The 25,419-nt window shown below is 66.6% G+C and carries 1 protein-coding gene; it reads left to right on the top strand.

Annotated features, from left to right (window positions below; all coding sequences use genetic code 11):
* Nucleotides 1-2: 2 nt before the first annotated feature.
* Nucleotides 3-25,340, top strand: a complete 25,338-nt coding sequence (locus ACQPZ2_RS26465; RefSeq protein ID WP_433520920.1) for a helix-turn-helix domain-containing protein — start codon at nt 3-5, stop codon at nt 25,338-25,340.
* Nucleotides 25,341-25,419: the final 79 nt, after the last annotated feature.

The following is a 25,419-nucleotide window of genomic DNA, read 5'->3' as shown; positions in this document are numbered from 1 at the left end:
GGGTGGACGGTTCTTGGTCGCTCAATCCGGTCGTGGAGCTGCGTAAATTGTTCGAGGGTTTGCCCACCGTGGTGCGGCGCCCGATCGAACTGGTGGTCTTCGGGGGAGACCTGCCGCGCGCCGACGTGTCCGGGATGCGGTGGATGGCCGCGGAGCTGCGGGCCAAGGCCGCCGCCATGAACGCTCACGCGGAGGACGCGGAAAAACTACTGGCGCAAGAGGATTCGCTCGGCGCGCTGGGTGACCGAGTGCGCGAGATATTGCGTCAGCACCACGAGGGCGCGGCCAGGCTGCGGGAGGAAGCGCTGACCTTGGCCGATCAAGCGCACGCGGCCGCCAACGATGCGGAGAAGACGCTGTGCGTGATGTTCGCGTTCGGCGTCGAGCTGGCCGCGCGCATTATCAGGACGCTGTCAGCGGCCGCCGCGGCCGGTCCGGCCGGAGAGGTTGCGGCGGCTCCCGTGGTGGAGTCGATGCTGGTCGAGGGCCGAGGCAAAGTCGCGCTGATGCGCGCGGGCCTGGAGCAGGCCTACAAGGTGGGCGCAGCGAAGACGGCGACCCGGCTGTCGGCGTTGGGGCCGCTCCGGTTGGCTCTCACGGTCGGCAAGGCGGCCGCGGTGCCCATGGGGGTGGATCTCGGGGCACAGCTGATGCAAGCCGGATCCGGTGATCGGAACCTGACCGTCAAGGGCCCGAACGGGGAGAACCCGACCGGCATCGATCTGACGTCGATCGAAGCCGCAGGAGTGTCGGGCGCCGGGGGTGCGTTGGGTGGCATGGCCGCGGGCATCTTGGCGCCGAAGGTCGTTCCCCGGCTGGGGATCAACCGCTCGGCGCTCGGGCTGATGCAAGGGGGCGCGGGCGCGATGTCCGGTCTGGGTGCGGCGGCATTGATCACGGGCTGGCCGGAAAACTCCGAAGACGTCCTGGCGTCGCTGCTCAACGGCGGATTCGGCGGAGTCGTCGATGTCCACGGTGGCACCCACCCGGATCTCGGTTCCCCGATGCGAGAAGTGGTCGACGGCAGCGGGGGCTACGCCCCTCCGGATCCTTCTACGGTAAGTCTCAGCAAGGATGCCGTGATGCGGCTGGCGGGGGCTCCCCCGGGTACGGAATCGCTGATGCCTGCTCTGGTGGACAGCAACGGCGGCACCACCCCGCTGCCCGCAGACTGGCCCGGCCACGTTACGGGCGTCGAAGCATCGCAGCCGGTCGGGAACCTGGTTCTGTCGGGTCCGCCCGGAGCGATGGGCGGGCCGGAACAGTCGGGGGACCTGGCGCGGCGCCTCACTGATTCGGGATCGGGTGAGCGGGCTCCGGCCCCGTACGAACACCCGGACGGTCAGGCGGGGGCGGGCGGGCGATCGGGGGACCCCAATTCGCTTGCGCGGCAAGGCGACCGGGCATCTGCAGACCGTCCCGGCGATCGGGTGCCCGCAGACCTCACCGCCGGTGGGGGTGCGCAGGCCGGTGGGGGTGCGCAGGGCGGTGGGGGTACGCAGGGCGGTAGTGGCGCTGCGCACGCCGGTGGTGATGCGCGAGATAGCGCTGGTGCGCATGGTGGTGGTGCGCGGGCTGGCGGCGATGCGCGAACCGGGGACGGCGGGCAGGCCTGGGGTGGCGGCGGTGCGCAAGCTGACAATGGGCTGGCCGACGGCGGCGCGCACGGTGCAGGCGGCGGTGGCAATGCGCAGGCCGGTGGTGTGCTGGGTGCTGGGGGTGGTGCGCAGGCTGGCAGTGGTGTGGCTTCCGGTGCGGTCCTGTCGGGCGCGGGCGGCGACCGACCCGGGTCGGAACCGCTGCAGTCGGCAGATCGTAGCGAGGACGACGCGCATGCGGTGGGCGTCGGCCGGGTCACCCGGGGGCATCCGGTCATCGACGTCGCGGCCGGGCAGGAGCCCACCGCAGCGCGGTCGGGGGCGGGGTCGGCCAGGGTCGAACCACCGGGGGTGGTGGGCGATGCGTCCGGCCGCCACGGTGCGGGTGTCGAGCGTCCGGCCCGGGTGACGGTACCTGAGCAGGCGGACGTGCGGCCGGCGCACGAGCCGCCGTCTGGGGCGCATTCCGGGGATGCGGTACCGGCTGACGCCAGCCCGTCCATGCACGACGGACCCGACCGTCCGGCGCAGGAGCTGGCGCAGCAGCTGTTGGGCTTGCCGTCGACGGATCCGGTGTCGAAGAAGGACCTCACGGCCGAGCAGCAGGCGCAGTTCAAGGCCGCGGCGAAGAAGGCGCTGGCGCTGTATCGGCTGCGGCACGAGGAGTTGGCGGGCGAGTCGTGGGATCAGCGCAGGCACGCGATGGAGCACGGGGATCGGGTGGAGTCGATGCTGCGGTTCATCGACGCGATGCGCGAGGGGACGGGGAAGACGCCACGGTGGAACCAGATCAAGGCGTTCCTGCTCGGTGAGCACGGGTTCATGCGTCAGATGGGCACGGGGCAGGGCAAGTCCATGGTCGGTGCGCTGGATACGTTGCGGCAGCTGTCGCGGGGGGAGCCGGTGGAGCTGGCGAGTGGGGAATCGGTACGGGTCCATCATGTGATCACCACGACCGAGGTTCTGGCCAACGAGGGGGTCCGGGAATTCGCGCCCATGCTGCGCAGTCTCGGGTACGAGGTCGCGCGCTGGGATCCGCACAATCCGCCGGGCGAGCCGGAACACCCGACCGTCTACTACATGACCTACGACGAGCGCGCGACGGCCGAGTTGTTCGACCGGCCGCCGCCGGGTAAGACTGCGACGATCGATGAGGCGGACGCGGTGCTGGTGCACAACCAGACGGTGCACTACCAGTCCGACGGTCAGCGTGAGCTCGCGTCGGCCACCGAGGCCGCCGAGGTGTACCGGGTGCGGGACTTCTTGAAAGCCGTCTTGCACAGCAGAATCACGGCCGCGAAAGATCTGTCGGTGCGTCTCGAGCAGGCACTTCACGATGGTCCGTTGACGGTCGAGCAGGCCGAGGCGGTACCGACGCTGACAGCGACGGAGATCGGAGCGGCACGGACGCTGACGGCCCGGTTGCTGCGCGAACAACCCGAACAGTGCCTCGACACGGTGACCAGGTTGTGGGAACGGTATGCCGGGCGGAAGTTCACCGCCGAGGAAACCGAGATGGCCCGTGCGTTCCTGGATGTGAAAGCGGGCCGGTTGAAACTGAACCGGGACTTCCAGATCTTCGGAGAGCAGTCCGACAAGAAGGTCCAGATCCTCGACGAGTACGGGAAACCGCGGAGTGACCCGAAGATCGGCACCGAGAGCCGCTGGTTCGGCGGCCGCCACAAAATGGTGGAGGCGATGTTCGGCGCCCCGGTGTATTCCGACGGGACGGGGTCGAAACAGGTCACCGTGGAGGACGTGCTCGGCGGATACGAACGCCTGCATCTGATGTCGGGCACGCTGGAGCGGACCGCGGCGGAGATCAAGGAGAATTTCCCGGTCGAGGGCGGTTTGGCGAAGGTGGAGGACTTCGGCCGGTCGAAATTGGTGGGGGAGCAGGATCGGATATACCTCACCGAGCCGGAGAAATTGCGGGACGCGGTGGGCCGGGTGCGGCAGCTGCAGGCCGAGGGGCGGCCGGTGCTGGTGATCTGTCCGTTCAACGATCTGGCCCGGAAATTCTCGCTGATGTTGACCAAGGCGGGTGTGGAACACAATGCGATCGACGCCCGGTGGTTCGCCGAGCACAGGGACAACAATGCCGCCGAGGAACACCTGTTGTCGGTCAAGGACACCGCGGGTGTCCGGGGTGCGGTGACGGTCGGCACGGGCATGCTGGGCCGTGGGTTCGATGTGTCGATCAGCGACGAGGTCGATCAGCTGGGCGGGGTGCACGCGCACATGCTGGGGCGTTCTGCCGCAAATCCGGATGAGGACCATCAGTGGGCGGCACGCGCGGGCCGCAATGGCCGAAACGGCAGCTTCTGTTTCAACGTCGCCGCATCCGACCGTCTCTACAGTGCGGCGCAGCATCACGGTGCGCAGGTCTCGGTCACCCACTATCGGACCGCCGTGGCCAAGCACGCCGAGGCAACCGCCGAATACACCGAAGCCGCCCGTCAGGCGGGCGATACGGAGGCGGCGCAACCGAGGGAGGCGGTGCGGAAAGCGCAGACGAAGCTCGACGCCGCTGCCGCCGATGTCGCCGCTGCCGAGCGGGAGATGCGCAGCCTGACCTCGCCACTGCAGAACGACGCCGCCGACCGCGCGTATCTGGAACGTGCGATGCGCCGCGCCAATCCAGCCCACGCGCCGCCGACCGCAGGAGATCCCGCTGCCACCTCGGCGCAGACCACCATCGCTGCGGGCCTTCTCGACACTGGGCTCGGCACCGTCCATGCTGCGGTGGGTGTCGGCCAGGCCGGGGCAGCCACTGACCACGCCGGGGCAGATATCGATCGTGCCGCGATGGAGGCCGTGCGCGCCGAGCCTGACGTCGTCCAATCGCACCTGCGGGGGGACCGGTTCGTCCGGCTGGCGGGGTGGCTGGGGATTCCCGCATCGGTCCAGGCGGCCGCGGCCATGTTCGATACCGGCGATGACGACGATCCGTTGAGCCGACTGCTGGAACGAGCAGGCGTCTCCTCCGCTGCCGTGGAAGCGCTGAACCAGCACCTCGACCACGCCCCGCCTGCGGCGGTGATGCGGGCGGACGCCCTCACCGACGAGCAAGTGCTGAATCAATTGACGCCGCAGCGCAACCGGCTGGCCGCCGAACTCGGCTGGGAACCCGCCGAAGTCGCCGGCGCGGAGGGCGTGCGCCAGGTCGGCGCCGCCGTCGACACAGCCCGCAAAGAGCTGGCGGACCTGCTGGACGTTCCGGCCACCGAGGTGAACGCCGCCACCGCCCGCGACGGTCTCGCCGACGCGGTCGCCCGCCTGCTCGCCACCGCCGAGACTGCCGACGACCCGGCCACCGAACTTCTCGTTTTCGCCGCCTCCACCTACCTGGCCGTCACCGCCCTGCTCGATCTCACCGTCGCGATCCACCAGCGCAGCCCGAAGAGTTGCGTCAATAACGGCGTCACGATGATGCGGGTGCTGTACCCCGATAACGAGCACGCCTACGACATGCCAAAAGACATGCCACTGCGAGGCCACGACGCTGACGACACGGAGCGGGCCTTCGGCGGTGCCTTCCGGACATTCAGGTCGCTGGACGCGGCCGCCGAATCGCTGAATGGGTGGCCCGGGGGTAGCCAGGCGCTGGTCTATAAGTGGAAGAACAAGGGGGAAGTCGAAAGCCATCTGGTGCTGGTAGTCAACGACAGTGACCGGGCAGATGCTCCGAACCTGGTCGTCCTGGACATCGCGGCCGCCCCCGGAGCGGCTCCGATCGCCCCCACCGATCTGGCCGAATCCCGCGCGCTGCTGAACAAAGCTGTCCCGTTCCGGCAGTGGCAGCGCGAACAGCAGCCGTTCATCGACCAGCTCGACGAGGAGGACCGGGACGTCTTCGCAATCGAATTCGACAGTACGGGCGAACCCCTCGCCCGCTTGTCCACCACGCAGCGTCCGGTCGTCTCCGCCCATGGCCCTGGTTTGTCCCCGCCATCGCTGTGGTCGAGCCGTGCCCCACCACTGCGACGGGAGCAGTTCGCACTGGCAGGCCAACGTCCGTCCGGCGACGACATGCCATCGGAACGGCCCGGCCGGTCCGCTTCGGCACTCCAGCAGGCCCTCGATATCGTCGAGAGTGTCGACTGTGATCCGGCCATCGCAGGTGACGCCAGACGTTTCGTCATGCAGTGCTACGAGGAGTACGAGCGACGAAACACCGGCGGCGCGAATCCCGCCAGAAGCACCCGCCAGCTCATCGTCAATATGCAGCGTCGCGCCAAACAGGACAAGGCGAGCCTTCCCGACCGGCTCGCCGACCTCTATCAAGCAGGAGCGACCGCGGCGACGTGGAAGGAGGTGTGGGTTCGCACCAGACGCACCACACCCCGCAGCACTTCCTCCCCCGAAAGGAGCGCCGGATCGGCCGGATCCCGCAAAGGCGCGCCGGGCAGCGAGCGGGCTCTACACGATCGACGCGCCGGATCGGGCGGACCCGATGGTTCCTACGGCAGTCGGCCATCCTCGGATCCGGGGAACGCCAATGGCGGCGCCGCTGATAGCGGCAGGGCCGGCCTTGGGCAACAGCACTCGAGGCAGGACGGACTCGATGGTCCGATCGGTAGCCGTCCACCGGAAGACACTCCTGATTCGCGTTCCGGCAAAGCGGAGCCGGCGGCGCTGACCGAACCCGTGATACCGGATCCAATCCATGCCACGCGAGAAGAGCTCGCCCACTGGGCATCTCGGCTGTCGGATCGCGGTCTGCGGATCTTCCTTGCCGAAACCCGGACCGAAACTTCGGCGCACCTTGCAGCCGTGCATCACGGACAACCGCCTGCGCTCGAGGAAGCCATTGGAGCGGCGCGAGTGCAAACCGCGTTAGCGGCCGAACAATGGCGCCGGATCAGCGACGCCGGTGCCCGGCGGTCGACCATCGAGGCAGATGCGGTGGCCGATGCCGCCACCGTTGTGTTCGAGATCATCGGAGCGCTGCACGGGGCCGGGATGCGGTCGGCGCCCTATGCCGACGATCTCGATGTATTGACCCGATTCCCGGAGCGACTGGTCGCAACCATCGAACTCGGCGCAGCGCCCTTCGTCGATGGCTCTGGCTGGGCAAGGCTCGCCGACGACTACCTCGTCGCGGGGCGCGACAGCGACTGGGATCAAGAGTTGGTCCACTCGCTGCGCTCGCTACCGGCGCAAGCAGCCGAATTCGCCGGCGCCCTCGTCGGCTCGGATCGGACCTTCGGCGCGGTGGCGCGGCGATATATCCCGAACGCCTACCAGGCGGCGCTGTACTTCCTTACCCGCACCCACGACACCGACCGAGCGATCGACCGGCTTCGCGAGCTGGACCACGCGGTCGCGGCCGCAGTCGACCGACTCGGTCATACTCGTCCCGCCGAAGCCGTAGGTTTATCGCTGTTTCAGCTGCGCATCGATATCCACGAGGCGATCGCAACTGCCAGCGGTGCGAGCGCATCCGAAATGCGGTCCAGCACTCTGCGCGGCCTGGAGAAAATCCCCCTTCTGCCGCAGATGCTTTCGCGCATCGTAGGCGACCTCGACGACCTCGCTCACCACGGCTCCGAAACGCCGAGACCCATCCGGCCGTCCTACACTGCTCACTCCATTGCGTCCGAGGAGCCATTCACCGACGACGACTATCGAGAAGCCATTCCCGCGCGCTTCCGCCCTCGGGTGCTCGGAGTGCACGGCGGACAGTTCGTCGCGCCGAACGCAACGTCCCTCGACCCGATCGGCGCAGAACCACGCGGGATTTCCTTCGTCATCGATCAGTGGGGGCGAATGCTCGGTGAGAGCGAACACGCCGACATAATCCATGTGCTGTCGGCTATGGGAGATGCGGTGGCCGGCTGGGGCGTCGTGTACCCCGATGAGAACGGGCGGTCGGCCGGGCAGGTGTACCCCTACGCGCTGGGCGGCCTTGCCGACGCGATGGGTACCGCTCAACTGCGCGATGTGCTAGCCCGAGGCGGACTCGATCTCACCGACGCCGGCTTCAACAACGAACGCCGAGCGGGCCCCTTGCAGGGCGACTTGTTGCCGGTGTCAGAGCTGTTCACGATGCAAAAATTCGGCCTCCAGGACAGCATCGAGGCAATATTTTCGGTGTACGACGATCGCTTCTGGGTAGCTCCCGTTCGCGAGAATATGACGCGCGACGCCGACGAGGTACGAGTACCGCTGACCCTCGGCCCGCTCCGTCGCGAACCGGGGCATGTCGAGGTTGTCGTGTACCGGGAGGGCGAGCGCACCATCGTCCGGTATCACGATCCCGACCCGGGAGTCGAACCCGATCAGGTCGCTCCCGTGTTCGACGAGTTGCACCAGCGGATGACCCGGTGGGTGGCCGACTCCGATGGAGTCGAATGGCACCCGAACACCGCCGAGGTGGTCCACATATTCGAGCAGCACCTCGATCGACCGAACCCGGCACCGGACCAGACCGACGATCACATCGGTAGCCGCCCAACGGATTCCATACCCGAGCCGGGCGATCCGGCTCGTCATTCGTCGACGGTGATTCCCCCGGGCACCTCCGGACAGCAGGTTCGTGCGGCAGTCGCCGGGCTGCTCGACACTGATTCCGTCGGCGCGACTCAGTCTCCAGAATTGCTGAATGTCGCCGCGCAACTGGTGGATTACGGCCTGGGCGCATCGGCCGGCGACAGCGTTCTGCTTCGGTTGTCACGGACACCAGGTGATGGTGGATTCGTAGTCAGTGGATCGCTGGAGGGACTGACTGTGGTGCAGTCCCGGGAAATTCTGTCGGACGCCTGGGGCGGCACGGTTTTCGGATCGTTCGAGTGGCAGGGCCGGGCGGGCGGCGCGAATTCATCTTGGGCGGTGCGGTTTTGGGTAGATCGTAAACGTGTCGGTCAAGTGGATGTCGCGCAATTGGCCGAGCTTGCAGAAGGTTTCGATGCGAGCCAGGTGAATTCGATACTGGCCGAGGCGATCGGGCTGGCGGGGCGGCGCTGGGGTGGCTTGCGACGGGGTGGCGCGCTGACCGTCGAGACGCGCGATGGGGAACTGCGGGTGCGTGTGCTGGCGAGCGTGCTACCTGATTACGCGCTTCGCGACAGCGACGTACTGTTCGATCGCACCATCAGTGCGGCCGGGCCTAACCGGCCCGGTTTCATCGGCAGCAGGCCACACGAGTCCGGCGCCGCGGACGAGCGGACCGCTCAGATGATGCGCAACCGCGCGGACATCGTCGAGGAACTGCAGGTGGTCGCGGCTCGGCGCGGCGAAGATCCGCCGGCTCGCGGCGCGGAGGCGGTGGCCCTGAACGCCTGGCGCCGGGCCCAGGCCGAAGCCGTCACCACCATTTCAACGTTGACCGGTGCCGACCCGATTCTGGCGACAACCCATCTGAACGATGTGCTCAACCTGCTGCACAGGCGGCTGAAAGTACTCACCCGATCACAATGGGCCCAGCTGCTCGACAGCGCTGGGCAGGAGCGGTTGACCGGGCTCGGCTCCTGGATCGGCCGCGGCCTGATACTGGAAGACGATCTCCAACAGGCCACCACACTGGCCATCGAGGGAACACCGGACACCGCGTTCAACACATCGAATACCGACAGAGGTGCCCAGCGCAGGCAAGAGCTCGACGACATGTTCGGTCGCTCTACTGTCGCACCGGGAGCGGCCGTCGAGATCGGCACCCAAGGCCGACTGAGCGCGCTCGATCGCCTCGCCGCCGCATCGGATGCCGCCACCCCCACCGGCCGGCTCTTGGCCGCTCTCGTGGACCACCAGCAATCGGCCCGACTGATACAGCTGACCACCATGCGGGTCGATCTGGACCGAGCCATATCCGAGCATGTCGGCCGAGGCGAAAACGGTGCACACGATCGTCCCGCCGGAAACGTCGGCACTCCGTGGTCACGGCAGCCGCAAAGCCCGTCCCCGGAACGGACGCAACCTATCGAGTGGCCGGACCCGGCCGAGGTAAAGCCGTTCGGTCGATGGCTAGAGGCCGCCCGCAAATCCCAGGGCATATCTCGCAGCGAACTGGCCGCCCGCATGGGTGTGCCCGGTTCGGCCACGTATATCGGTTCATTCGAGCGCGGTGTCAAGGCGACCCGCGACATGGTTGTGCGTATCCTCGATGCCTTGGATACGCCCGCCGAGGTAGCCGAGGCGGTGCTCCAGGCGATAACCACAGCGGAAATCGAAAACCTGCCCGATCCAGCAGATGCGAAATTCCCGCATCCCAACGCTTGGATCGTGGCCGCGCGCACGCGTAGCAAAATGTCACAAAGGGAGATGGCCGCTCACGTCGGCCTGAGTGTGACCCAGTGGGCATCGAGAGAACGTGCCTCGAACCCCAGGACCAGGGCGCATCAGGTCACTCGCGAGCAGGCGCAGCGCGCGCTCGAAGCACTGGCGGCCACCGAGGAAGTCACCGCCGCGTTCATGCAGCGGTTCTATCCGGGTGACGCCTCGGAGACCGCGCCGCCGGACAGCGGTCGCGGTAATCCTCCCGATCGCATCGGCAGCCGTCCGCCGGACGGCGAATCTCCGCTTCTGGCTGGGCAACTGAACGGTGGAGACCGGCCGCTCGGTCGGCCGTCGACGATCCCTGCGGACCAGCCTGAGCAGCCCGAGCGTCCCTTCCGGATCCTCGATGACCCCGGGATGTCCGGTGACCGTGAAGTCGAGCCCGGGTACTGGGGTCATTACGGGGCGGCGGGTGTGCTGGTCCGGCACGTGAACGAGGTCGGCGAGGATCTGTTCCTGGTTTGCAGCTCGAAAGCCGGGTTCTCCCAGGGGAATTGGCAGCTTCCCGGAGGCGCGCTGTGTTCGCGGGAAACACCGCCCCAGGGCGCGGCCCGCGAGATGCGTGAGGAACTCGGCGCGAGCGCGGAATATCTGGCCCGCATGATTCATGTGGGGACACATGTGATCCATGGGCCACGCGGGTGGAAATACTACCTCCTCGTCGCCGATGTGCCGCAGCGGCTCGATCCGGTGGTGGACGACAAAGAAATCGGGGAGGCCCGCTGGGTGAGCCGCAACGAGCTGATCGCGATGGCCCGCAGGGGCGAGTTGCACTCGGCACTGGCCAGGAACCTGCCCGGAGCGCTCGGTCTGTTCGAGCCGGACACGGACGACCAGGGCGGTCCAGCCGCACCGCCGGCCTCCGACTCGACGTCGACGATGCCTGCCGAACCGGAGCGCGCTGGGTTGCGACTGGCCTTCCGCGCCCCGGAGCGGGCGATGCTCGACGACTACACACAGCTGTACGAATTCGGGCGCGCGTCTGTCGATGACCCGTCACGCACGGCCGAGGTAGCACGACGCAACGAGGAGTTCTTCGCCCGATATCCACAGGCACGCGAGCCGGCCGTATACGGCCACCTGGTCCAACACCACGCCCTGCGTCAGCAGATCGGTGACCTGGCAGAGGACCTCGGCCTGAGTGTCACCGAACTCCGTGCGCAGATGACGCGCGAACTCGGCGATCTGGTCGAGGGCAAGTCGCTGGCACTGCGGATGAGACAAGAGGCCCTGTTCGGGCTGCTCGACGACGGCCGGTTCAAGACACAGTTCGAGGACACGCTGGGCGGTGGTCACCGGAGCGATGTGGCGAAGATGGAGAACCGGTGGTTCGCCAACCCCGAAGACATGGATCCGCGGCTGCGCCCGGTCTACGGGCACGTGCTCATCGATGGCGAGCGCCAGGCCGGGCTGTCCGACGCCAGCGTCTCGGCCGGGCTGTCCGACCTCGACATCAGGCTGCACACCGAAAAGCTGGCGATGTACGGCCGAATCGACGTGGTGTTGAAAGACGATGCCCGCGAACGGGCCACGTTCTGCGTCGGCGATTCGCTCGTCTACTCCGGCTCAGTGTGGGGTGGTAAACCGGCGCGGACCGTACCCTCGCCGCTGCTCGACCCGCAGCCGGAATCTTTCGGCATTGCCCCGTTGTCGGCGAAGGGCACCGAGGAAGATCAGCCCCTGCGCGGAACGAATCGCGACTACTCCGGCCAACTCTTCCGCCAGCATCAGTTCGTCGAATGCCAAATCCACGGCGGAATCACCCTCGCCGACATCGATCACATCAACCTTCCCGAACCACCCGGCCCTGAGCTGCGCGCCGCGCTCGAAAACGCAGGCGTACCGTGGCGCGTCCTCGACAGCCACGCCATCGCACGCAGCGGTTACCCCGAAGCAATCGCGAGAGAAAGGCGGCGACTCGAGGAAGACCTTGCCATGGTTGAGGCCAGGATCGCCGGCTTCCGCGGAGAGCTCGACGCTTCCGAACGACCGGATGCCCCGCGCCAGGTACGGGAACTGTCCGAACGCGTGCGAGTCGAGCTGCGCAACACCGAGGCGATGCGGACCCGGATCATCGAAATGCTCGCCCCCCTCGACGGGGGGCGCATCGGCAGCAGGCCTGATACCGAACAGGACGGACCGGTCGGCCCGCAGGGCTTCATCGGCAACCGTCCCGATGGTGTCGAGCCGGAAAGCCTTGCTTCGGACGGGGATTCCTCGGAAGGCCGCGTCGGTAACCGGCCGTCGGATCCGGCCGATCGGTCCAGCGAGGATGTCGGTGGGATTGTCGGGCAGCGCTACCCCGGTGTTCGGTCGCCGGAAGCCCGTGTGCTGGCGAGGCATGTCGATGCGGTCGGTGTCGAGCGGTTCTTGGTCGTCAAGGATCTGGCCGACGACGACCGTCCGGGCGTGTGGCGCCTTCCGTCCGCGCGTGAGGCGGCGCGGTTGGATGTGCAAGCCACGAGTGTGTCGAACAGCACCGACAGCAGCGTTGCGGTGATCGAGGTGTCCGAGCGGACGGAGCACAGTACTGGCGGGAGTGAATTCACCGAGGCCCAGTGGCTGACCCGTGGCGAGTTGGATGTCCGAATGATCAACCGTCAGGCGGACAGCGGGTTGGCGCAGAGCTTTTCCCTCGCTTCGGCGGCGTGGGATCAGGTGCCCGCGCCGGCGGACACCGTTGCCGAAGTCGCGCGGTTCGGATCCCGCCTCTCGTTGCCTTTCGATGACGTCGAACAGCTCACTCTACGGTTGGCCGGCCGGCCAACCGAGGACCAGGAGAAAGTCGTCGGCTATTTTCGCGACCTTGTCCAGGATTTCGAAACGTACAACATGCTGGCCGAGGTCTATGCCAACGACGGGCACACTGACCGGCTCAACGCTTGTCTGGAAAAGCAGCAGATTCAGCTCGCGCTCGCCGCTCATCCCGATATCGTGGACGTAATTTTGGCTCCGATGTCGGAAGACCTGTTGTTCGAAATGGCACACAGTGGCCACTGGAGTGTGAGCACCATTGTCTTAGCCTTCGAATTCCTGGCCAGGCCCGATGCCACGGATGCGCTACGCAAGATATATCAAAATAATTCGCACTTCGCGCCATATGTCGCGAGGAGAATATCGAAACTGAATTCGACAGATTTCGACCGCGTCGGTTGGGAGCTGCGCCGTATTGCGGAGATCCCGGTCGGCGCAGTGGATTCACAGTTGCTCGTTGGGTTCGCCCGATATGTGGCACCGTTCCAAGCCGCTGACATCGGCCGTCGCATTTCGGGCGGCGCGTTCGATGGTGATTGGATCACCGCTGAAGACCGCGCCTGGGAATTCATGCTCGCTCTTGATGATTACGCCCGCGATCGGGTCCGGCAGCGCTTCGCGGACGTGTTCCTCGAGGCGGGTCAAATCGCGAATATCGCGGAACAAATGAGTTCGGAGGTGACCTTCACCGCGCAGCGGTTGCGTGAGGTGGAGGACATCTACCTCAACGGTCCGCGCGGTGATGATTTCACCCGGTACTTAGAGAAGGTCGGTGAGCTGCCGTCCAGCCAGCGTCCGCCGACGATACGCGTCGCGATGGAGCTCGTCCGCGATGTGACGCCGGAGTTCGCCCGATGCGTTCGTGGCCTGCTGGCAGATGGTGCTGATGGTGCCGAGCGGCAGGTGCTCGGCTTGCGACAGACCGGCGACGCGGGCGTCCTGGAATTGAAGGCGATTGCGCACTCCTTCGTTACCGATGTGAAAAGCGCGGCCATCTCGACGGCGGGCTTCGCGAGCGTGCTGTCTTCGGAATTCCTCGCACGGTTGCTGATCGACGTCACTCACTATGACACCTCGCGGTGGGGGAGACACGGCGTCGCGTCCCTGCGCAGGGCTATCGACAATCACGCCCGGACGGCGGCCGAAAAGCGCACCATCCCTATGCCGAAGGAGTATCGGCCCAGTGCTGTGCTCGAGGTCGCGAAACTGCGGACTCGTGATGCCTCGTCCGGTCCGCAATGGACCGAAGATCTACTGACACGCTTCGCGAACCTGTCGAATAATCTGCAGGCCGCGCGCGCGGCGCTCACGGGCGGACCGCAGCCGTTCGACTATCTGCTCGGCAAGCTCGGCCGTGGCATCGCCGAGCAATTCACGGCGTTGGAGCGTTCGATCCGCTCGGGGACACTTGGTGACGGTTCGCCCATGAGCGATATCGCGCGCCGAAATATGGAGGTCCAGGCGCAGGAGTTGAAGACACTTATCGCACGTGAGACGACAGGCGCGCCACAATTTGCGGCGCTGCGTTTCCCGGAAGATTTCGAACAGTATTTTCAGCGCCTGGCACGCTTCGGTGAGTTGCATGACGACCTGCGGACCATCTGCTTCGCCTGGGCGATGCGCAAACATCCGGAATGGGTGGACAGACTGAAAGACCTTCGGTCCAACGAACCTACGCTGGAGGACATCAGTCTCGTCCGGGATTTCGTGGAGCACATCACCAACCAGGAGGTGTTCGCGCAGTACTTCTCGAACCGGAAGGACGCAAAAACTTTCCGACGAATGACCAGTGTCGCGGCGCTCGACAAAGCAATATTTCGCACCCAGGGCATCGGAGTTTCGAGCGATACCACTCGGCTACAGTTCGTTCCGACGCGGGGTCCGCTGCTCGAACTTTCCGGACATATCGCCGGGGTCTGTTGGGCAAGCAAATATGATTCCATTGCCGCGGCCATGCCGAATACGACAGCCGTCATCATGGTCCGGAATCCCGACGACCCTGACCGCACTGCGCTGGCCGGGGCGGGCCTGCTCATCGAGACCACCAGCGCATCCGGCGAGCCCATTCTCCTCATGCGTGGTCTCAACCCGTCGGAGAACTACATCAACCACGTTTCCGTCGCAGATTTCTACCGCAAGTTCACCACCTGGGCGCAGGGAATCGCCGCGGCGCGTGGTCGTCGCCTAGCCATCGTCATCGACCACTCCGGCGGTGCCGGGACGACTCGCCCCATGTTATTCGGGCTCCTGAAAGAGGAGCGCCGGAAATTGACTCCGATACAGGTCGATTCGAGCGATACCACATTCAACGGAGCCGATGTCAGTCGACACGCCTACCTCGTCGAGCCGGCTAGCGTCCCGGTCGAGCAGGAACAGCGCGCCCGACCGCGCGGACCCGGCGGTCTCATCGGCAGCCGGCCCTCGTCGTCCGAATCCACGCCGGACATGTCTGGACAGCAGGCACCCGCAGCGGATGTGGCTACTGATTGGCTACCGTCGGCAGAGGTGCCGCGTACGGTCGTGTCGTTGATCCGTGGGTTGTCCCGGGAGGGCATGACGGAAGTGCTTGCGGATCCAGCGCGGGCGCGGGCGATCATCGACGAGATCGGCCAGCGGTTCGCGGATACGGACCTGCCGTTGAAGGTCGGTGGCTCGACCCGGCTGATGGCGGAGTTGTTCCCACCGGATCAGCTTGCCTATCTGCGGTATTCGCTGGAGCGGTCGATCGCATCGGGATGTCTGCAGTACAAGCTGACCGAGACGGCGCTGCAGCAGATGATGAGTCATCCGGAGCAGGTGAACGCGGCGCTGCGGTCGAGCTATTCGGAAGTCGTACCTGGTTACTTCGCGTCCTGGCTGGACGACGACTACGTCATGCACGGCCAGGATGGATACCGCCGCGACAGTGGCCAACACGCGTTCATGCAGGCCGCGGTCGAGCATCTGACGGCGGTCTGGGACCTCGTGGACGGGCCCGTATGGCACGAGCTCGCGAATATCAAGGACGAACGCTCCCGCGACCGGGCGCCGATCCTGGATGCGATCCCGCCGCACCTGCGAGCCGAGTTGGACCTACCCGCCTATCCCGTCGACGAATTCCCGGTACCAGGAAACAAGACGGTGCTCAGCGCCGCAACCAACATGGGCAGCATCCAGATCGTGTTGCGCGGACTTCTCGAGAGCCTCGCCGAGCACGCGGACGTCATCGCGGGCTGGTCGTGGGCGAGCATCCAACACGGGGTCCTGGAATTCGCCAGCCGCCTGAGCGTGATGGCCGGTGTCACCTTCACCACGCTGGGTGACTTCACCGAACCTCGCAACCCACCACGCTTCGCTATCGAATTCGACACCGCGAACCAGAAGATCACGTCGATCGCGATCACCGGAGAATCGAAACAAGCACGCATCCGCGACCGTGGGGGAGTGTGTCCGGGTTTCGTCAATTTCGCACCGGTCGGAGCGTCCCAGGCATCCGCTGAACAACTCCGGCAGTCGCTGGGGGGATTCGACGTCGAACCGCATCGCGGGAGTTCGGGCTCCAACATCGCCATGATGGTCGGCGGTCTCCTGCTCCCACTACTCGGACGCGATTTTCCGCAACTTCGACTCACCGACCTTGTGCTCACCGAGGTTGAACACACATCAACACTGCGGTCACCTTCGTCCCCAGTCCAGCCGGGTGGTACACCCGACCAGCAGAAACAGCGCGACCGACCGCGCGGACCCGGCGGTCTCATCGGCAGCCGGCCTTCGTCGGATCCAGCAGGCCGCGCCGAACGAGAAACGGCGAAGGCCGGGATACCGGGAGTGGCCAGGCCGATCGACGTCGGTGAGCTCGGTGGGGTGCTGGCCGAGCACGGCGTTGTGGTGGGACCCGGTGGCCCGTCGCGGGGTGAATCGGCCGTGTTCGCACCGGCCCCGGAGGGGGCGGGCGACGCCGACCTCACCTGGCCGTCTGGTGATCCCGATCCCGGCGCGGTGCCATTCGGATCGGAGGCCGTTGTCCCGGCCATCGGCCCCGGCCACAGGCCGCCCGGTTTCCTGCAAGCACAGCGGGGGCTACAGCGGCAGAACGAGGCGGCGGTTGTCCTCGCTCGCGCGGGCTTCCGGGTCGAACAGCACCCTGTCGAATCTGGTGCGCGTCTGCCCGACTTTTGTATCGAAGGCCGGATCTTCGACTGCTACTCACCGGCGACCGGCAGGGTCAGCAATATCTGCTACGAAATCCGCCGCAAGGTGTACGTCAAACGCCAGGCCGAGCGGGTGGTGGTGAACCTGGCCGACTCGGCCGCGGACCCGGTTGAATTGAGTCTGGCGTTGCGTCGGCACCCTATCCCGAACCTGCGGGAAGTACTCGCCATCGACCGGCACGGCACTGTGCTGCGGCTCGCGCCGGGACCCGTAGCCGTCGTCGGGAGCCTGCCAGACACGGGCAACTACGGATTCATCGGCAGCAGACCGCGGGAGCGGGCCGTTGAATCGGATGCTGCGGGTCGCGCGGACGCGCGTAGGGTGACAGGCGAGGGGGACCGTACGGCCGGATTCATCGGCAGCCGTCCCGAAGAGCAGTCCGAATCGTTGGACGCCTCGCGGGGCGCCGCCGAGCGGCTGGGGCTGCCCACCGCTGCCGCGGCAGCGGTTCGCGCCGAGGCGATCGTTCGACTGCGCCGTGCGTTCGACCGTCGTGAACCGTCCGATGTCACCGCAAGCGAGCAGAACCGGCCGACGCCGTGGAGCACAGCGAGGGCGGAGCCGGATCAGCCGCCGATTCCACCGGTTTCGCGCGGCGATTCCGCGCCGGGCGAGGGCACGACCGGGCAGGGCGGATTCATCGGGAGCAGACCACTCGAACCGGGTGAGTCCGCAGGCAGGCCATCATCGGAGCAGAGGCCGGGGACGACGCCGTGGGCGCGGCTCTCGGCCAGCAGTGATGCACACGATGACGTCGGTGGCCAGGGCGAAGCGGCCGAGATGGTCCCGGCCGATGCGGCCTTGGCTGCCCAGCAGAGATCGGCGCTGCGGGCCGAGCCGCTGGCATTGCCGCCGCCGGTGAACCAGGGCGAGGATCCCGAGCGGTCGCGGGTCGAGGAGTTCGCCGTTGATCCGTCCGACGGGTCGGCTTCGTCGGCAGCAGCGTGGCCGACCGGGGATGGCACTCGACCGTTCTGGGAGTGGTTGAAGGCTGCGCGCCTGGTTCGCGGATTGACGCAGGCCCGGTTGGCGGCGCGCATGGGTGTGCCGAATTCGGCGACGTATATCGGTTCGCTGGAGCGTGGTGTGACGATCACGCGGGATATGGCGGTACGTCTGCTGGCAGGTCTGGGGGCTCCCGACGAGGTTGCCGAGGCAGTTCTCCGGGAGTACTTCCCGGACGAAGACGGCGAGTTACCCGATCCCCGGTCCGACCGGTTCCGTCATCCCAAGGACTGGATCATCGCCGCTCGCACCGGTAAGGGACTGTCACGCAAGGAGCTCGCCGCGTGCGCGGGTGTCGGCCTGACAGGTTTGAGTCAGAAAGAGCGCGCGGAGAATCCCCGGGGCGAATTCGGCATCAGCCCGGATTACGCGTTGCGCCTCCTCGTTGGACTGGATGCCCCGCGCGATATCGCCACGGCGTTCATGAGTCGCTTCTATCCCGGTTGGGAAGCCGAAACGCGGGCTGACGAGCGACCGAGCACCGGGCCTGATGGATTGATCGGCAGTCGGCCCGGGGATGACACGTCGGCGGAGCGTGCCGGAGCGGATACCTCCGTCGATCTCATCGGGCCGGTCGACGCGCGTGCCGGGCTGCCCACCTACACCCCGCCCGATGCCGAGATGCGCATGCGGGCCGATCGGGTATTGCGCGAGCACTGGGGTGCCGGGTCGAACCCGGATGATCTGGTGTACCGGTGGCGGCGATCTACCGCGAAACGCGCGGTCGCCGCTGAGGAATGCGCGGAGCACGCGGCCCGGAACGCACGTCGGATGCGGAATCTGAGCGTGGACGAGCTGCGCGCGCTGGCGCGGGTGTGGCCCGAATTCGTCGGCAAGGCAGGCGGATTCCCGAGCGGTGTGCGCGACCAGGCCAATCGCTGGGCTTTCGCGAAGGCGCGGGCCGCACTCGAGATCGCGGCGGCGGCGACCCGGCTGAGCGGCCGGGAGCGGGCGCTGCGGGAGTATCTGCTGAATGTCGAGGACCTGTTGATCCGGGCGAGCCAGCGGGCCGCGACGGTCGTGACACCTGGAGTGCCGGTGCCGACCGTGCTGCTCGAGCGGTTCGATGCCGACGAGCCGGGTGCCGGCTCGATCATGATCTCGTTCGGCAGCGGAAATCCCGTCGCGGAGGCATGGCACGTGGACGGCACCGACCGCGATCTGCGCCGCCTCGATCAGCGAATGCAGTTGGCGTGCAACCACTATGAGGTCGCGGTGCGGGAGAACCCGGAGCGCCCGGTCAGGGTCGTGGTGTGGTCCGGGACCGACGGTCACCGCCTGGCCGGCGATATGGCAGCGCTGTCTGCTGACATGGACACCGGCTCAGCGCCGCATCCGGCGGTCCGGCCGGAACGCCAGCTGGTTGTACACGGCAACGGCGGTCGACCCGCGAAGAAGGCGCTGGCGCATGAGTGGGCCACCCGCACCGTCGACACGGTCGTGGTCTGTGGCGAACCGAATCTGAGGACGATGAGTGATGCACTGGCGGGCATCGCATCGTCCACCGATATGTATTACGGAGTCGTATCCCGGGCGAGTGCCCCCGGAAAAGTTGAGGATTTGCCAGGCGTGCAATTCGCGTGCCGGTTTCCTACCGGCCATGCGGGACGTACGAATGCGATGCTGAAGGATATCCGCGATAAGGCGCAGAGATACGAGAAGGAGCCGTTCGAGGCGGGTAAGCCGATCGACGACGAATTCCTTCTATATGTCGACGATCGCACCAAAGCGCCGACTGAATCGCTGGAGAATATCGGCCGCATGCTGGCCGGTTGCCCGGATCGGGTCGCGCGCCATGATCCCGCGCAGGATGGAAGGATCCGCTTCGCCGAATGCATCGGACGCGCGGTCGATGAGCAGACCGAGTCCGTCGATTCCGGCATCCTGCCGCGTGACCCGCACAGTGGCACGCCTACATTGAGCGAGACCAGCGGCGACGCCGCTCTCGCCCGGAGCGCGATCGAGAAGCGCGGCGGCCTCGGCGCAGGGCCCGAAGTCCTGCTGCATCGAGGTCTGCCCGACGACTTCACGAGGGCCGGTCGGCTCGCTGCCGACAACAGGCGGTGGTGGAATTCGCTGCACCGCGACGAGCAGCGGGCGATCGTGGCGTGCCACCCCGAGATCGTGGGCAACGCCCCCGGACTTCCTACCGAGGTAGCGAACTACGCGAACGATTATTGGCGATATGCCACCGCCTCCGCTATCCATGCGAAGGGCAGCAAGAACGCGAGTCGGACCGAGCGTCAGGTTTTCAGAAACCTGTACGCCGTTGGCGAGGCACTTATCCGCTCGGTCACTGTGCACCGCGACATCCCTCCGCCCGTCGTCGCCACGGTGGCGTTGGACCCGGAGGCGTTCGGCGGCAACGGATCCGGCACGTTCGTCATCGGAAACTGCCGGCTCGAGGACGCCGAACACGTGATCTGGTATGTGGACGGCGTCAACACGAGGTTGCAGTCGGCGCCGACCCGCCTGGCGAGTGCGCGGAATCTGTACGAGGAGTTGGTGCGGGCAGATCGTTCCGCCAAGGTCGCCGTGGTGTGCTGGATCGGCTACGAAGCGCCCGCCAACAACAAAGAAGCGTGGGCCTCCAGGCCCGAACTGGCAGAGGCCGGTGGCAGGCTCTTCGCACGCGACGTGCTGGCGTTGCGTGCGGTGACCAGCGCGAGATTCTCGAAGCTCGGTTACAGCTATGGGACCCCGGTCGTTGCCGAAGGCGGCGTCGGCGGCCGATTGGACGGCATCTTCGAACACGGCGTGGTCATGGGCTCGCCCGGGCGCGGTAGGCGGTTCGACGGTGCCGCGGACGCCAGCTGCCGCTACGCCTGGGTGCTCGCCCAGTCCGACGACCCGGTCACCGGTTTCGGCGGGGATGCGCCCGATACGCGTGGCCGTTTGCTCGGTGACGGGCCGTTCGGGCTGGGCACCGATCCGGCCACCGACACCAATGCGACGCGATTGCGTGCCGAACGTGGTTTCCCCTATTCGCTGGCTCCCTTCGATGGGCACGGCGAGTATCTGGAGTATTCGTTGGTCGGTGCCGCACAGCCCACGGAGTCGTTGCGGCACGCGGCGTGGTGCCTCGCCGGGCGGGGTGATGAGGTGCCGACGGAGCAGCACCGGCCTACCGTCGACAATCCGACGGCGATGCACCGCATCCGGGCGGCGGTGGTCGACGCGGCCCGTGATCGCCGTGCGCCGCAATTGGACTCGGCACTCGCCGCACCCGGCGATCACCCGTCCCGCCGCGACCTGCCGGGACCTGCGGCCACCGATGGGGCCGGCGAGCCGCCGTCGGGTCCGATCGAGGCAGCCGAAGCGGCAGCGGGTCCGTCCGACGTAGCGCGGGTGGGACCGAGGCTCGCAGTGCAACTCGGGAAAGCCGGGCTCGCGGATGCCGGGCGGGCGTGTGCCGACGCGCTGACGATCGGGGTGGATGCGATCGTCGTGGAGGTGGGCCGGGCTGCCGGGGACATGGCTGCCCTCGACGCGATGTGCCGGTCGGCGGCCTTCGGGGATGCAGCGCTGTCGGTGGAGGTGCCCGCGGGCCCAGCCTGGTCCGAGTCGGACGTCCGGACGAACGTGGCGGAGATCGCAGCCACGCTGGAGCGGCACGGCATGCGCGGGGAGCTGCACGCGTTCGACCTCCGGGTATTGACGGCAGCCGCGGAGCTGGCACCGGACTGGCAGCGCGTATTGATGGTCAACACGCTGACGGTAGCCACCAAGCGGATGCGTGTCGCCCCCGGTTGGATGGCTCGCGCGCTGCGGCCGGGGGGCGACAAGATCGAAGCCATCATCGAGGATGCGCGCCGCGCGGGGGCGACCGGTGTCGCGATCCCGTACCCGCTGCTGTCCGAGGATTTCATGCAGCAGACCGGCGAGGCGGGAATGCGTCTCGCGGTCTGGGGCGTATCCGGTTCCGTCCGGATGCGCGAAATGCTCAGGATGGACGTCGGCGAGATATGGACGGGAAGGACGGAAGTTCTCGCGCTCCTGCGCGCGGAGGTGGCCGAAAGCGGATTACCGATACCCACGGCGTCCTTACCCTCGACGCCGACCGCCCACTCCGCACCCACCGCGCAAAACCGGCCGGACGGTCATATCGGCAGCCGCCCACCGGATTTCACACCCGAACCAGGTGACCAGCAACCCGCCGAAGATTCCACCACGCGCGACGAACCCACCGGGCCCGATCCGATCCACACGACGCGAGAAGAACTCGCCGAGTGGGCAACTCAGCTGTTCGACCACGGCCTGCGAACTTTCCTCACCCGCGCCCAGACCGAAACTTCGGCGCATATCGCAGACCTGCACCGCGGACAATCGCCCGCACTGGAAGCAGCCATCGCCGCGGCGCGAGTGCAGACCGCATTGGTGGTCGAACAGTTGCACCGAAGCGCCGCCGGTGGTTCCGGATCGTTGCTCGCCGCGGCCGATGCGGCCACGAATGTATTCGAGGTAATCGGAGCGCTCCACCCGGCCGACACGCGGTCGGTGTCCTACACCCACGATCTCGATGTACTGACCCGATTCCCGGAGCAATTGCGCGCAGTCGCCGAACTCGGCGCGGCGCGCTTCGTCGACGGCTCCGACTGGGCAAGACTTGCCGACGAATACCTCGTCGCGGGACGCGACAACGACTGGGATCAAGAGTTGATCCAGTCGCTGGGTGCGCTGCCTGCGCAAGCAGCCCAATTCGCTGCGGCGTTCACCGCCTCGGACCGGACCTTCGGCGACGCCGCCGGTCGGTACATTCCGAACGCCTACCGGGCCGCGATGTACTACCTGACCCGCACCCACGACACCGACCAGGCGATCGACCGGCTTCGCGAGCTGGACCACGCCGTCGCGGCCGCGGTAGATCGCCTGGGGTCGACCCGGACAGCCACCGAGGCAGGACTTTCGCTGCTTCAACTGCGCCTGGACATCCACGCGGCGATCGCGACCGCCGACGGGGCGATCGCTCCCGCTATGCGATCCAGCGCCATACAGGGGCTCAACCACAATCCGCTGCTACCGCAGACGATCGAGCGAATCGTGCTCGACCTCGGTGCTCTCGCCCGGAACGGCTCCGAAACACCGAGACCGATCCGGCCGACCTACACCGCGCACCCCATTGCGTCCGAGGATTTGGTCGGGCCCTACGACGAGGACTTTTTCCCCGTTCTCGAAGCTCTGGCTTTCGCTGTGCAGGAGGGGAATTTCATCAAATCGACCGGACCCTCATCAGAGCTACTGCGGACCGGATCGAATGGTGTTTCCTTCGTGATGGATCAGTGGGGCCGATTCCTGGCCGCGATCGACCACAACTCCCTGCTTCACCTGATATTGGCTATGGGAGACGAGCTGGCCGGCTGGGGCACATTGTTCACCGACCAGGACGGACGGCTGGACGATTCGGTACGTCCCTACCGGGTGGACGAAATCTTCGATCCCATGGGCACCGCCCAACTGCGTGACGCGCTGACACGTGGCGGGCTCCGTCTCGATGACACCAACTTCGACAACGCAAGCCAGGGCAAACTGTGGCGCCGCGATTCGACGCCGGTGTCGGCGCTGTTCACCATGGAGCCGCTCGGCTTCCTCGGAAGCATCGAGTCGATGTTCGCTGTCTACGACGACGGTTTCTGGATAAGGCCGGTTCGAGGCGGAACAACACGCAGCGCCGACGAAGTGCGAGTACCGCTGATCCTCGGCCCTCTTCGCCACGAACCCGGCAATATCGAGGTTGCCGTATACCGGCAGGACGACCGCACGATCGTCCGATATCGTGACCTCGACCCAGGTCCCGAACCCGATCGAGTCGCCCCCGTATTCGCCGAGTTCCATCAGCGCATGAACCGATGGGTGGCCGAATCCGACGGTGCCGAATGGCACCCCGACACCGCCCAGGTAGTTCAAACCTTCGAACAACACCTCGAACGATCAGCTTCCGAGCAAGACCGTCTCGATGGCTACATCGGCAGTCGCCCAACGGATTCCGCCGATTCGAACGGTCCGATCCGGCGTTCGTCCGTGGTGTTCGCACCGGATACACCCGTGTCGCAGGTACGTGCTTCTCTTGCGGGGCCGTTGACTTCTCTCGGATCGGTCACCGCCCCGGTCGAGCTCCCCGCCGGGCTGCTCGATGTCGCTGCGTGCCTGGTGAACTACGGTATGGCAGCCGCGGGTGGCGACAGCGTCGAAGTTTCTATGTCGAGCAGAGACAACGGCAACGGCTTCACGGTCTTCGGAGCGCTGTCCGGATCGACCGTGGTTCGTGCCCGTAGAGCTCTGGAGTCGGAGTTGTTGGGTAAGGGGTTCGGCACGTTCGAGTGGCGGGGTCGGGCAGGTGAAACGGATTCTTGGTCGGTTCGACTGTGGGTGGATCGAAAAAGCATCGTCCACGTAGACTCCGCGCAGTTGGCCGGGCTGGCAATGGATTTCGATGCGGATCGGGTGAGTTCGGCGGTATCGGCTGCGGTCGGGCGGGCATCACGACGCTGGGGTGGTCTGAAGCACACCGGCGCGCTGGCGGTCGAGGTGCACGATGGGCAGCTGCGGGTGCGAATGCTGGGGGCCCGTCCCCTCGAGGGTCTCGCTTACGAGCCACCCACGCTGTTCGACGAGACCATCACGCCGCCCGGCCCGGACCGGCCCGGCGGGTTCATCGGCAGTCGGCCTCCCGAGTCCGCCGACGCGGATGGGCTTTTCGCTGATTTGGCGCGCAACCGCGCGGACGCCGCAGCGGAGTTACGCGCGGCGGTCCGGCAATTCGGCCAACAGCCACCCGTACGCGGTGCGGAGGCCGCGGCCATCGATGCGTGGCGGCACGCGCAGAAGGTTTCGGCCGCGACCATTGCCACGCTGACAGGGACGAACCTCAGTGTGGTGACGACACAGATAGGCGAAGTGCTCAACCTGCTGCACAGGCGGTTGGCCGCGCTTACCCAGCCGGAATGGGACCGACTGCTCAGCAGTGCCGGGCAGTTGTCGACAGCGCTCGGTCCGTGGATCGGTCGCAGCCTCCGGCTGGAAGACGATCTCCAACGTGCCACGACACTGGCACTCGAAGGAACACCGGACAACGCACTCAACAACTCGAATGCCGAAAGACGCACACAGCGCACACGAGATCTCGACGACATGTTCGGTCGCTCTGCCACCAGCGTCGGCGTAGCGGCGAATGCGGATCTGGATCTACCGCAGGCACTCGAACGCCTCGCCGCCTCGACGGCAGAAACCCCCACTGGTCGCCTCCTGAACGCGCTGCTCGATCATCTGCGGTTCGCCCGGCTGATCCAACTGACCACCACGTGGATGGAACTCGACGGATACATCACCAAGAACTTCGGCCGATTCGAGACGCCGGAACAGTCAGGCGACTCGGCTCCAGAGGAAGGCGATCGCCCATCCGGGCCCATCGGGAACCGCCCCCCGGGTCAGTCGACGCCGTGGTCACGCTCGAGCAATCGGACCGGAGCGTCCGACCCGGCTGATTCCACCCGGAATCGGCCGGGCGCGGGCCAATAATGCCTACCTCATCAAGGGAGCGGACGATGCGACGCTGAAAGCTCGAATCTACGAGCACTTTGCGGGCGGATAACGCGCC

Source organism: Nocardia pseudovaccinii (assembly GCF_050942345.1).
GTDB lineage: Bacteria > Actinomycetota > Actinomycetes > Mycobacteriales > Mycobacteriaceae > Nocardia > Nocardia pseudovaccinii.
This window is presented reverse-complemented; position numbering and strand designations above follow the sequence as displayed.